General features: G+C 73.9%; 12 protein-coding genes. 7 read left to right on the forward strand and 5 right to left on the reverse strand.

The genetic code is table 11. The annotated features are described in order from the left end of the window. The first annotated feature begins 22 nt into the window (after positions 1-22). The gene (locus HD597_RS46785; RefSeq protein ID WP_253753144.1) at positions 23-391 is read left to right on the forward strand and encodes a hypothetical protein; all 369 of its coding nucleotides are present in this window, start codon (positions 23-25) and stop codon (positions 389-391) included. A gap of 24 nt (positions 392-415) precedes the next feature. On the opposite strand, the gene HD597_RS46790 is transcribed toward HD597_RS46785, so the two are convergent. The 3 genes from HD597_RS46790 to HD597_RS46800 form a co-directional block, all read right to left on the reverse strand. Continuing rightward, positions 416-1,111 (reverse strand): hypothetical protein, encoded by a 696-nt coding sequence (locus tag HD597_RS46790; RefSeq protein ID WP_253753146.1) that lies wholly within the window; start codon positions 1,109-1,111, stop codon positions 416-418. Positions 1,112-1,195: 84 nt separating this feature from the next. Further along, positions 1,196-1,714, reverse strand: coding sequence for an SET domain-containing protein (locus tag HD597_RS46795; protein WP_253753148.1), 519 nt, complete (start codon positions 1,712-1,714; stop codon positions 1,196-1,198). Positions 1,715-1,717: 3 nt separating this feature from the next. After that, the gene (locus HD597_RS46800) at positions 1,718-2,911 is read right to left on the reverse strand and encodes an FUSC family protein (protein WP_253753150.1); all 1,194 of its coding nucleotides are present in this window, start codon (positions 2,909-2,911) and stop codon (positions 1,718-1,720) included. A gap of 86 nt (positions 2,912-2,997) precedes the next feature. Between HD597_RS46800 and HD597_RS46805 the strand changes: the two genes are divergently transcribed. The 6 genes from HD597_RS46805 (at position 2,998) to HD597_RS46830 (ending at position 9,877) form a co-directional block, all read left to right on the forward strand. Then, positions 2,998-3,606, forward strand: a complete 609-nt coding sequence (locus HD597_RS46805; RefSeq protein WP_253753152.1) for a dienelactone hydrolase family protein — start codon at positions 2,998-3,000, stop codon at positions 3,604-3,606. Then, positions 3,603-3,965 (forward strand): VOC family protein, encoded by a 363-nt coding sequence (locus HD597_RS46810; RefSeq protein ID WP_253753154.1) that lies wholly within the window; start codon positions 3,603-3,605, stop codon positions 3,963-3,965. Before HD597_RS46805 ends, HD597_RS46810 begins: the two co-directional genes overlap by 4 nt. 69 nt (positions 3,966-4,034) lie before the next feature. Further along, the gene (locus HD597_RS46815) at positions 4,035-4,691 is read left to right on the forward strand and encodes an ATP-binding cassette domain-containing protein (RefSeq protein ID WP_253753156.1); all 657 of its coding nucleotides are present in this window, start codon (positions 4,035-4,037) and stop codon (positions 4,689-4,691) included. Next, positions 4,675-5,898, forward strand: a complete 1,224-nt coding sequence (locus tag HD597_RS46820; protein WP_253753158.1) for a hypothetical protein — start codon at positions 4,675-4,677, stop codon at positions 5,896-5,898. The genes HD597_RS46815 and HD597_RS46820 overlap by 17 nt, the downstream gene beginning before the upstream one ends. After that, on the forward strand, positions 5,895-7,595 hold the full coding sequence (locus tag HD597_RS46825) for an ABC transporter permease subunit (protein ID WP_253753160.1): 1,701 nt from the start codon (positions 5,895-5,897) through the stop codon (positions 7,593-7,595). The genes HD597_RS46820 and HD597_RS46825 overlap by 4 nt, the downstream gene beginning before the upstream one ends. Further along, positions 7,592-9,877 carry a hypothetical protein gene (locus HD597_RS46830; RefSeq protein WP_253753162.1) on the forward strand — a complete coding sequence of 762 codons (2,286 nt, stop codon included), beginning with the start codon at positions 7,592-7,594 and terminating at the stop codon, positions 9,875-9,877. The genes HD597_RS46825 and HD597_RS46830 overlap by 4 nt, the downstream gene beginning before the upstream one ends. A 25-nt stretch (positions 9,878-9,902) precedes the next feature. Here the strand turns inward: HD597_RS46830 and HD597_RS46835 are convergent, their stop codons facing one another. After that, on the reverse strand, positions 9,903-10,598 hold the full coding sequence (locus tag HD597_RS46835; RefSeq protein WP_253753164.1) for an anti-sigma factor family protein: 696 nt from the start codon (positions 10,596-10,598) through the stop codon (positions 9,903-9,905). 34 nt (positions 10,599-10,632) lie between these two features. Further along, positions 10,633-11,157, reverse strand: coding sequence for a sigma-70 family RNA polymerase sigma factor (locus HD597_RS46840; RefSeq protein ID WP_253753166.1), 525 nt, complete (start codon positions 11,155-11,157; stop codon positions 10,633-10,635). Between the last annotated feature and the right edge of the window lie 174 nt (positions 11,158-11,331).

Raw genomic sequence — 11,331 nt, forward strand, 5'->3', positions numbered from 1 at the left:
TACTCCAACGGAGGTGATCCGGATGCTCAAGAACCATCTGCGTCGAGACCTTCAGTGGCTCAAGCGACAGGCGCGCAAGGACAGACGGATCACCGTCGGGCTGCTCGCCGGACTGCTGGGCGCCTGGGTCCACCAGCTTCCCGCCGCTGCGGAGACCTCCGCCTCGCCGCTGCTGCTGGCGATCTCGGCCGCGCTCGTCATGGGGTCGGGGACCGCGTGGCTGCTGGCGGCGTACTTCGTCTCCCGCAGCCTGCGGGTGCGGCGGGAACCGGCGGAGGAGCTGCGGTGGATCGCACGGATCAGCCGCGGGAAGGAGTGGGCGTTCTGCTCGCTGAGCGCCTACGTGGCCTGGCACCTGCTGCACTTCGTGACGGCGCTGCTGCTGGGCTGACGGGGCCGGCGGCGGGGTTTCACCTCAGGAATGGGGCCGGGGTGACACCCCGCCGTCTCCGTCCAGGGCGGCGATCTCCAGCGAGCGGACGCGGATGCCGCGGCCGGTGTGCAGGAACTGGACGATCTCCGCCGTGCGCAGCTCGGCCGTGCCGAAGTCGGTCTCCGCGTGGGTGTCGCACCATCCGACGAGGTCGCGGGCGTTCGCCAGCGGGGCGGCGAAGTGCACGAGGCTGACGTACCAGAGGTCGCGGACACGGCCCTGCTCCAGGTCCCTGACGCCGCGCGACTCCAGTGCGCAGGCGAAGCGCTTGCGGACGGTGGCCAGCGTGTCGTCCCGCGGGTGCGCCCCCACCAGGACGCCGCCCCGGTGCGGGCTCACCCCGGCCAGGCGCACCTCCGCCGGAGGCAGCCCGTCCACCGCCTCCGCCAGCGCGGCTCCGTACGCGCGGCGCAGCGGGTCGTCCTCGGGGATGTGCGTGCGGTACGGCTCCAGCGTCCTGAGCGTGACGTGCAAGGTCGGGCCGCCGTGCACCCAGTGGCCGGGGGCGTCGACGGTGGCGGCCAGCTCCGTCATCCGGTCCACGATCTCACCCTCGGGGCGGAACGCGGCCGCGGCTCCCCAGCGCATGGCGCCTTCCACCATGGGGACGTCGTGGGTGGCCTCGCCGGCCAGCAGGGCGGCGCGTCCCCTGGCTCGAAACTCGCCGAAGTCGGACATCCGTGCAGTATGCCAGGATCAACGCCCCGCGGCGGGGCGTGGTCACCCGCGCGTGGAGGTGTGCGGCTCATGGGGTGAGCGGCGTCAGGGGCCGTCGCTGATGAGCGCGAGAAGGGCGGGCACCCAGTGGTCGCCGTAGCGTTCGCGCAGGTCGGGGCGGCGCCAGTCGGCGCCGGTCACGCGGCCGCGGCAGAGCGGGGTGGCGCAGCGGCAGTCGAGCACGAAGCCGGGGTCGGCGGTGCTCGTGGCGTAGTCGCTGGTCACCTCCTCGCCGGGGCCGAGGTCGCGGCGGGCCGCGAGGGTGTAGGGGCCGGTCCACCACAGGTTCGGGTCGCAGCTGTGGTTGGCCTTGCCGATCGGGCTGTCAGGGGGCAGGACCAGGTGCAGGTCGGCGGTCACGGTGATGGTGTCGACGTAGGGGACGCCGGGGTCGGCGAAGAGGGCCTGGAGGTGGTCGAAGGTGACCAGGCGCCCGCCCAGGCGGGAGACGACGGCGCCGGCAGGGATGGCCGCCGTGGCGAACAGGCCCTGACCCGCGATGGGCGAGGGGCGGACCTCAAGAGCGGGGTGGAGCCGGCAGTGAGGCTCCGGGACTTCCGGCATCCGTCAATCCTGCCTCGGGAAGGCGGCTCTGTGCGGGCCGGTGTCGGGGTCGAACTCGTGGCGGATCCGCGCGCAGTCGTCCAGCAGCGCCCCCTGCAGCGAGCGCAGCTCCGTGTGCCGGGTCGGGTGGAACGCCATGGCCAGCCGCTGCTGCTGGTGCTCCCCGTCGTCGAGCGCGGCGTACAGGTCCTCCAGGTCCTCGCTCCGCCCGCGGCCGACCTGCAGCATGCCGAAGTCCCTGAACACGCGGGACAGCGCCGCCAGCTCGTCCGCCAGGGGCTCCGGCAGGTCGGCGCCGCGCTCGCCGGGCAGGCCGCGCACGCCGGCGATGAGGTCCACCAGCCCTCTGGCGATGCCCCTGAGCTGGTGGCAGGCGTGGTCGAGCGCGGTGGCGGCCTCGGCCAGCTGGCGCAGGCGGCGGTCGTAGCGGCGTCGGCGCAGCGACAGCCGCACGGACTCGGCCGCCTGGTCCGCGGCCTCCTCGGTGTCCTCCAGGCGCTGTGACAGGGCGCGTGCCCGCTCCAGCCAGTCGCCGGCCATGTCCCTGTCCCAGTCTCCGCGCAGGCCGTGCGACATGTCCTCGGCCAGGTCGGCCAGCTCGGCGGACAGGCCGCACAGCTCCTTGCCGGCCTTGTCCACGTAGCGGGGCGGCATGACCAGGAGGTTCGCCGCGATGCCGATGGCGGCGCCGAGGAGCACGTCGGCGAGGCGGGCGAAGCCGTACGTGCTGCCGAGCGCGAACACCAGCAGCGCCGTGATGGGGATCTGCACGTTCTGGGCGGGCAGGTTCAGCAGGCGCGTCAGGACCAGGCCCGCCACCACCAGCACGGCCAGCGTCACCACGTTGGCGCCGATCAGCCAGATCAGCACCGTCGCCGCGCCCACGCCGGCGACGACGGCCAGGATCTGCTGGCCGCCGCGCACGAGCGTGCTGTACGCGGTGGCGGAGACCGTGAGCAGGACGCCGATGGGCACGAGCACCGGCAGGTCCACCTTCAGCACGTACGCGGCCAGCCACCAGGCCACCGAGCACGCCACCGTCACCTTGACCGTCTGGGCCAGCGCCTCGCGCTCCATGCGCAGCCAGCGCCCGACCCCCATGCTCCGCACGCGCGAGAGCGCGGCCGCCCCGCCCGACACGACACGTTCGAGCGGGGAGCCGGCCACCTCGCGCCCGCGCCCCGTATCGGTCTCCATGTCCAGTTTCTCTGCCCAGCATCGTGACTGATAGAGCCGCCTTCGCGCGGGTAGCGACAGGGTCGCGGCAGTTGAGGAGGTGAGGCATGTCCGGCGATCTGATCGTTCCTGACGCCGCTGCGGGCATGGTGGTCTTCGTGCACGGCAGCGGCAGCAGCCGGCACAGCCCGCGCAACCGGTACGTGGCGGGCGCGCTCAACGAGGCGGGCCTGGGCACGCTGCTGTTCGACCTGCTCACCCCCGAGGAGGAGGCCGACAGGGCGAACGTCTTCGACATCGCGCTGCTGGCCGACCGGCTGCTGGAGCGCACCGCCTGGGTGCGCGGGCAGCCCGAGGCCAAGGGTCTGCCGATCGGGTACTTCGGCGCCAGCACCGGCGCGGCGGCGGCCCTGTGGGCGGCGGCCGAGCCTGACAATGCGATCGCCGCGATCGTCTCCCGCGGCGGGCGGCCCGACCTGGCCGGGGACCGGCTGGCGGCGGTGCGCGCGCCGACCCTGCTCGTCGTGGGCGGGCGCGACCCCGTGGTGGTGGAGCTGAACGAGGAGGCGCGGCGGCGCCTGCGCGCGGAGTCCCGCATCACGGTCGTGCCGGGGGCGACCCACCTGTTCGAGGAGCCCGGCGCGCTGGAGGCTGTGGCCGGACATGCCCGAGACTGGTTCACCACCCACTTCTCCGCACCCCGGGAGCCGATGTGAGACTGTCCGCCACCGTGCTGGAGTCGCCCGACGCGAACGCGCTGGCCGCCTTCTACCGCGCCCTGCTGGGCTGGGAGGTCAAGGAGGAGGAGCCCGGCTGGGTGATGCTCGCGGCGCCCGGCGGCGGGGCCGGGCTGTCGTTCTCGACCGACCCCCAGTACGTACGGCCGACGTGGCCCGCGCGGCCCGGCGCCCAGCAGATGATGGCGCACCTGGACATCGAGGTGGACGACCTCGACGAGAGCAGCGCCAGGGCGGTCGAGCTGGGCGCGACGGTCGCCGGCTTCCAGCCCCAGCGGGACGTGCGCGTGCACCTCGACCCTGACGGCCATCCCTTCTGCCTCTTCCTGAACACGTAGTGGTGTTGATCGATCACGTTGAAGTCATCCACGGTTTGTGCGAACGTCAAGTGCGGATGACATCCCGACTTGACGGCGGTTGCGGACGTGCCACTACTGGAGATCAACGGTCTCACCTGGGACACTCACGGGCTCCGTCGCCGCCTGTCACCCGACCCGCTGACCCTCGACCCCGGCCAGACCGCCGTGGTGGTGGCCGGGGAGCCCGCGGAGGCCGACGCGTTCACCGACCTCCTGCTCGGCCTGGAGATGCCCGTCGGCGGCCGGATCGGCCTCGGCGGCCAGGAGATCACCATGCGGCTGCCGGCGGAGCGCGAGATCGGGCTGGTCCCGGCGGGCGCGGGGCTGCTGCCGCACCTGACCGTCGAGCGGAACCTGTCGCTGGCCGCGCGTGACGACCTGGCGCCGTCGTTCGTGCAGGGCCGGATCGCGTTCATGGCCAGGCGGATGGACATCCAGGGCTTCCTGCGCTCCAGGCCGCACGAGCTGGCCCACGACGAGCGGCTGAGCGTCGCGCTGGCGCGGGTCCTGTGCCGGCCGCTGCCGGTGAAGGTGGTGGTGATCGAGGACCGCACGGGCTGCGGGCCGTGTCACGGGGCGGTGAGCGGGGCGCTGGGCGCCGATCCCGGGCTGGCCGTGCTCGTCGTCACCGACGACGGCACGAGGGTGGCCAGCCTCGCCTCGCCCTCGTGCATCTGGGAGATCGCCGATGCCGACGAGCCGTAGGGCGTTCCTGGCCGCCGTCCCGGCCGTGCTCGTGGCGGGCTGCGCCGGGCAGCCGCCGCTGCGGGTGGCGGTGGTGTGGAGCGGCGAGGAGTTACGGCGCTTCCTGCGCGTGGTGGACGCGTACGTGGCCCGCTACCGGCGGCCCGTCAGCGTCTACTCGGCGGGCGACAACATCAGCGCGCTGCTGCGCGGCCCCGCCGAGGACGTCATCCCCGACGTGGCGGTCATCCCCCGGCTGGGGCTGCTCTTCGACCCGGTGGTCCAGCCCCGCATCCGGCCCAGGACCGGCGGGCACGCGCAGCCGGAGTTCTGGCGGCGGCTCGTGACGCCGTACGGGAGCGGGCAGGAGCTCGGCGCCTGGTTCAAGATCGCGAACAAGTCGCTGGTGTGGCACCGCACGGGCGAGCAGCGTCCCCCGGCGAGTCTGACGGCCTGGCAGCCCCGCCCCGGCACGCTGGCGATCGGCGCGGCCGACGGGTGGGTGCTCAGCGACTGGTTCGAGAACGTGCTGCTCGCCTACGCCCCCGAGGTGTACGACGGGCTCTTCCCGCCCTCGGAGCAGGGCAACCAGGCGTGGTGGGGGGTGGCCAAGGTCACCGAGGCGCTCACGCTGCTCGCCACGATCTGGCGCGAGGCGTTCACCCACGACCAGGGCCGGCGGGCGCTGACCATGCAGTTCCACGACTCGATCCTCGACGTCTTCAGCTACCGCACCGCCGACGTGGTGGCCGCGCCCGACTTCGCGCTGCCCGTGATCGAGCTCTACGGCGGCCGGGACGTGGCCCGCCACTTCCCCTTCCCGCAGCACGGGAACGGGCCGCCCCCGCTGGTGGTCGGGGGTGACGTGGCGGTGGCGATGCGCGGCGGCGGGCAGGACGCCCTCGACTTCGTGAACTGGCTGACCAGGCCGCGCGCGAGCGGTGAGCGGGACGCGCTGACCGGCTGGGTGGACGAGGGCGGCTTCCTGACCCCGTACAGAGCGCCGTCGCACCCGCTGCTGCGCGCGCCCGCGCAGGCGCTGAACAGGGCGGGCAACCGCCACTACGACCTGTCGGACCGGCTCATCGGCCGGCTGGAGGGCGGTGACGGGCGCGGGCTGTGGCGGGTGCTCACCGAGCTGTTCACCGACGTCACCGCGGGCACGGTCGCGCCCGCCACGGCGGCCGTGGCCGCGCGCGAGAAGATCGTGGAGGGCGCCGCCCGATGAGCGAGCACAACGCCTTCCTGTTCGAGGTGGCCCCGCACCACGACGCCAGGCTGCCGGCGACCGGTCAGCGGCTCAGCCGCTGGCGGGCCGCCCTCTACCTGCTGCTGGCGGTGCTGCTGTCGGCGGGCGTGATCCTGGCCCCGTTCCTGGCGACCGTGCTCATCAGCTTCTCCCGGCCCGGCGCCTGGTCCGGCGTGCTGAGCGACGGCCAGGCCTGGCAGGCGGTCGGCAACACGCTGATCTGGTGGGTGCTGGTCGTGGTCGTCTGCGCGGTGGGCCTCGGCCTGGCCTGGCTGGTCAGGAACGCCGGCCCCGCGCTCGGCCTGGTCATGCGCGTCATCCTGGTGCTGCCCGCCGTGGTCTCCCCGCTCACCACGGGAGCGATCTTCCGGCTGCTGTTCGACACCAGTCGCGAGCGCGGCATGGCCGCCGCCCTGCTGGGCGGGGACACGGCCTTCCTCGGGCCCGGCTGGATCTGGCTGGTGCTCGGGCTGGCCTTCGTCTGGCAGTACGCCGGCGTCGCGTTCCTGGTCTTCCACGAGGCCCTGGCCCGGCTGCCGTCGAGCCTGCTGCGGATGGCCAGGGCGTTCGGCGTCGGGCGGCGGCGCCGGCTCTGGTCCGTGGTGCTGCCCGCGCTGGCCGGACCCGCCGCGCTGGCGTACCTGTTCGCGCTGGTGGCCGCGGCCCGCGTGTTCGACCTGGTGCTGATGGGGGCGCCTGGGTCGACGCAGGCGCTGGTGGAGGGCGGCGGGCTGTACTGGTGGCGGCACAACGACGATCTGGGCGACGCCGGGGCCGCCGCGCTGGCCGTGCTGATGTCCCTGCTGGTGGCGGGGCTGGCCTCGCCGGCGCTGCTCGGCCTGCGCGGGCGGGTGAGCTGGGCCGATCCGGCTCCGGCGGCGCGGCCTCCGGCCGATCGGAGCCGGCGGTTGTGGCCGCTCGGGGGCGCGGTGGCGGTGTTGTGGCTGCTGCCGTTCGCGGCGCTGCTGCTCACGTCGCTGCGCGAGCCCGTCGCCGCCGCGCGCAGCGGGTGGTGGGAGGGCGAGCCGTGGACGCTCGGCTCGTACGCGGAGGCCCTGTCCGACAGCGCCTTCACCGGGGCGCTGGGCACCACGTTCCTGCGGGCCGTCGCGGTGGTGTGCGTGGTGCTGCTGGCCGCGGTGCCGGCCGCGTACGTGCTGGCGCACGAGCACCTGCTGCCCCGCCGCGCCTGGCGGCCCGTCCTGCTGGTGTCGGTGGCCCTGGCGGCGCTGCCGCCGCAGGCGTTCGCCGTGCCGCTGCAGCGCTGGCTGAGCCCGGTCGGCACCCCGCTCGCGCTGGCCATCGTGCACGCGGCGCTGGTGATGCCGCTGGCGGTGCTGGTGCTGCACAACGCGTTCGTCCGGGTTCCCGCCCCCATGCTCGCGCGCGACCGCTGGGAGCTGTTCCACGTCGTACGCGAGGCGCGCCCGGCCGTGGTGCTGGCCGGGGTGCTGGCGTTCGTCCTGGTCTGGAACGACGCGGTCGTCGGGCTGCTGCTCAACTGGCCGTCGGGCGACCACCTGCCGCTGATCCTGCTGGAGCAGGCCCGCCACTTCATGAGCGCCGCGAGCCCGCTGGCGGCCCAGGCGGTGATCGCCACCGCCGTCCCCGTGCTGGTGGTGGCCGTGACGGCGCGCCGGCTCCACAGGGGGCTGACCCGGGGGGTGCGCCGGTGACGGACATCTCGCGCAGGGAGCGGCTGAGCTTCCGGCTGTCGCGCCTGTACCGGCGGGCCGCGGCGCACCTGCCCGAGCTGGGGGTCGGCGGGGTGCTGACGGTGGGCGGCACCATCCTGATCCTTCAGGAGGAGCTGATCAAGCAGCTCATCGGCGGGCTGCCGACCTGGCTGCTGATCCTCCTCGTCCTGGTGGTGCCGGTCGTGGCCGGCGTGCTCACGTACCTGGTCCGGCGCCGCCGTGAGCCCGCGCCCCGCCCGGTCCTGGCGCCCATGCCGTTCCCCGACCGGATCGACGGCCTCGTGGGCAGGGACGCCGAGCTGCGGCGGATCAAGGACGGGGCGCTGGAGCGCGGGATCGTCGTCGTGCACGGCGGCATCGGCATGGGCACCTCCACCGTGGCCATCCAGGCGGGGTGGGAGCTGGCGGGCGAGGCGCGCAAGCAGCGCTACGCCGACCTGCGCGGCCCCGACAGGGACCGGCCCGAGACGCCGCTCAGCGTCGCCCAGCGGGTGCTGCGCACGCTGAACCGCCCGCCGGGCGGCATCCAGGAGCCCCAGGACGCGACCGCGCAGGTCATCGAGGCGCTCAACGGCACGGGCTGCGTGCTCCTGCTGGACAACGTCAGCTCGTGGAGCCAGGTCGAGTGGCTGCCGACCCGCGTGCCGGGCGCGCACATCGTGGTGGCGGGCACGCTCACCGACACGCCGCCGCAGCACGTCGAGCCCATCCAGCTCGGCCCGCTCGCCCCCGACGCGGGCCAGGCGCTGCTGGCCCGCCACCTCGGCGCCGAGCGGGTCTCCCGCGACCCGAAGGCGCTGGAGCTGCTGGTCGACGTCTGCCTGGGCAGCCCGCTGGAGATCGTCAGGGTCGGCCGCTGGCTGGCGGGCAATCCGGGCGTGCCTCTCCAGACGCTGGTGGACGACCTGCGCAGCCTGTCCGTCGCCGACACCCTCGACTTCGTGCTCGGCCTCGGTGTCAGGCAGCTCAGGCCGACGGCCAAGCAGCTCTTCGTGCTGCTGGCCGGGCTGCCGATCGCGGAGGTGGACCACCAGGCCGCCGCCGCGCTGCTCGGCGTGCCGTCCGCCGCGGACGCGATCACGGAGCTGGCCGACCTCGGGCTGGTGGAGAACGTACGGATGACGCGCGTCAGGGTGTCGAGCGCGTTCCGCGGCGGCGGCGCCGAGGGCACTCCCCGGGAGGCCGCGCGGGAGGTGGCGGCCTGGCAGCGGCTGGTCGAGCACTTCGCCGAGCAGGCCGGCTCTTTCGCCGGGCGGCTGCCCGCCGAGGAGGCCAGGACCTGGTTCGCGATGGAGGACCGGGTGCTGCTGCAGGTGCTGGCCCGCAAGGCGCCCGCGCCCAGGACCGGGCGCGCGCTCGCGCGGATCGCGGACGCGCTGGAGGCCTGGTTCCGGCTCGAACAGCGGCACGAGGACCGGCTGCGCGCGGCGGCGGAGCTGGCCAGGGCCGCCGAGGCGCTCGGGGACGAGCCGGTGCAGGCCACGGCGGAGCTGCGCCGGTGCACGATCCTGCTCACCTCGGGAGACCCGCGCAGGGCGCGCCAGCACTTCAACCGCTCGGCGGCGCTGCGCGTCAGGGTCGAGTCGTGGCCGGCGGACCTGCACCTGGCGCACGCGGCGATCCTGCTGGCCGGCGGCGACGAGTTCACCGCCGTCGAGTCCGCCCTCGTCCGGTACGGGCAGGCGCTGGCCGGCGGCGACGTCCTCGGCCAGGCGATCCGGCTGGCGAACGTGGCGGCGCTGCTCATGCGCAGGGGCCAGACGCTCGACCACGACGGCCGCGGCCCCGAGGCCCGCAGCCTGCACGCCAACGCCAGGGTGGTGCTGTTCCAGGCACTCGACCTGGCGCGGCGGGCCGGCGAGCCCGCGACCGAGGCGCACGCCCGCGAGCTGCTCGCCCTGGCCCACCACTACCTGGGCCAGAGCCACGACGCCGGCCTCCACCTGGACGAGGCCGAGCGGCTCTACGCCGGGGCGGCGGACGAGCTCGGGCGGGCGCGCTGCCTGGTGCACCGGGCCGGGATCATGCTGGAGGAGGCCGGGCACGCGCCGGAGGCGGTGGCGGCGCTGCTGGAGGAGGCCGAGCCGCGGCTGCCCGCCGCCGGGGTGAGCACCGCGCTCGCCCACCTGCACCTGGCCCGGCTGCGGCGGGAGCGGGCCGCCGAGCACCAGGAGGCCGGGCTGGCGGCCCTGTCACCCTGGGACGGGATCGCCGAGCCCAAGCAGGTCAGCGAGCTGCGGGCGCTGTTATCGGCCCTGTGAGGGCGCGTTTCCGCCCTTTGAGAGGTCAGACGGCCACGGTCGCCAGTGTCCTCCCGTCGAAGGTCTGGATGGTGAAGTGGTTCAGCTCCGACTGCGGGAGGCTGGTGCCGCCGTGCAGGACGAGCGGGTCGGGCGAGCCGGGCACGCCGTACCCCTTCTCCGGCACGCCCCAGCTCGCGACGACCTCCGAGCGCCCGTCGTCGCCGACCGCCATGAGCCGGCACTGCAGCGGGCCCTTGACGCCCTTGAGCTCCAGCGCGACGTGGGTGCCCCACCCCTTGTCCTCCAGGCCGACGAGCCCGGACACGCCGGTGGCCTGGTCGGTGACGGAGTAGGTGCGGCCGGTCATGAGCAGGTCGCGGGCCGGGCCGTGGATGCTGTCGGGGTTGGGGCCGCTGGTCATGGAGCTGATGCCGAGGAAGACGCCGGCCGCGACCACGAGGCACGCGGCGGCGGTCATGAAGCCGCGGTGCAGGCTGCGGCGCCTGCGCTCCTTGGCGGCGCGGCGGACCAGAAGGGACTCCACCTGCGCGTCCGGTGGGTGGGGCAGGAGGTCGTCCGGGTGGACTCCCTTGATCAGCTCGCCCATCGCGGCGAACGACCCCACTTCCGACGCGCAGCTCCCGCAGCCGTCGAGGTGGCGCTCGAAGGCGGCCCGCTCCTCCTCGCTGAGCAGGCCGAGCGCGTACGCGGCCACGTCCTCGTGGTGTACCTCTGTCATGGCGCCACCCCCCTGTCATCGTGACGCACCTGGATCACGGCAGCGTCACCCCCCTTTCCTCCAGCGCGACCCGTAAGGCGCGCATGGCGTAGTACACGCGGGACTTCACCGTGCCCACAGGCACGCCGATCGTCTCCGCCGCCTCCTGGACGGTGCGGTCCAGGAGGAACGTCTGGGTGAGCACCTGCCGGTGCGCCGGGGAGAGCGACATCATCGCGTCGGTCACGACGATCTCCCGCAGGAGCTGCTCGTCCTCGGCCGCCGTGGGCATGACGCGTTCGGGGATGTCCTCGACGGTGTCGAGGGGGCGGGAGCCGGAGCGGCGGCGGTTGTCGATGACGACCCGCCGCGCGACCGTGGCCAGCCAGGGCATCAGCGAACCGGACTCCGTACGCAGGTCGTGGAGGTTGCGCCAGGCTCGGACCAGGGTCTCCTGGACGACGTCCTCGGCCCAGCGGCGATCGCCGCCCGTCAGCCTGACGGCGAAGGCCATCAGGGGGGCGCCGTATTCGCGGTAGAGGGCTCTGACCATGGCCTCGTCGGTTACGCGGTGAGTCACTCCGGGGCTCCTCGCGCAGCGGATATCATGAAATATCGCGCTCGGTAGGCTGATATTGAGAATTATCACTCTAGCCACGAGGCGGGGCCAAGGTTGGGTAGTTTGCCCGTCTCGCCGTATAGCTAGATTTATCTGTTAAATCGTGCTTCAGTCCCCTGGAGAGGGGATTATGAT

Source organism: Nonomuraea thailandensis (assembly GCF_024172165.1).
GTDB classification, from domain to species: Bacteria; Actinomycetota; Actinomycetes; order Streptosporangiales; family Streptosporangiaceae; genus Nonomuraea; species Nonomuraea thailandensis.

Coding starts and splice junctions, on each gene's coding strand:
- HD597_RS46785 (WP_253753144.1), top strand. CDS start 23: ATGCTCAAGAACCATCTGCGTCGAGACCTTCAGTGGCTCAAGCGACAG.
- HD597_RS46790 (WP_253753146.1), bottom strand. CDS start 1,111: ATGTCCGACTTCGGCGAGTTTCGAGCCAGGGGACGCGCCGCCCTGCTG.
- HD597_RS46795 (WP_253753148.1), bottom strand. CDS start 1,714: ATGCCGGAAGTCCCGGAGCCTCACTGCCGGCTCCACCCCGCTCTTGAG.
- HD597_RS46800 (WP_253753150.1), bottom strand. CDS start 2,911: ATGGAGACCGATACGGGGCGCGGGCGCGAGGTGGCCGGCTCCCCGCTC.
- HD597_RS46805 (WP_253753152.1), top strand. CDS start 2,998: ATGTCCGGCGATCTGATCGTTCCTGACGCCGCTGCGGGCATGGTGGTC.
- HD597_RS46820 (WP_253753158.1), top strand. CDS start 4,675: ATGCCGACGAGCCGTAGGGCGTTCCTGGCCGCCGTCCCGGCCGTGCTC.
- HD597_RS46825 (WP_253753160.1), top strand. CDS start 5,895: ATGAGCGAGCACAACGCCTTCCTGTTCGAGGTGGCCCCGCACCACGAC.
- HD597_RS46835 (WP_253753164.1), bottom strand. CDS start 10,598: ATGACAGAGGTACACCACGAGGACGTGGCCGCGTACGCGCTCGGCCTG.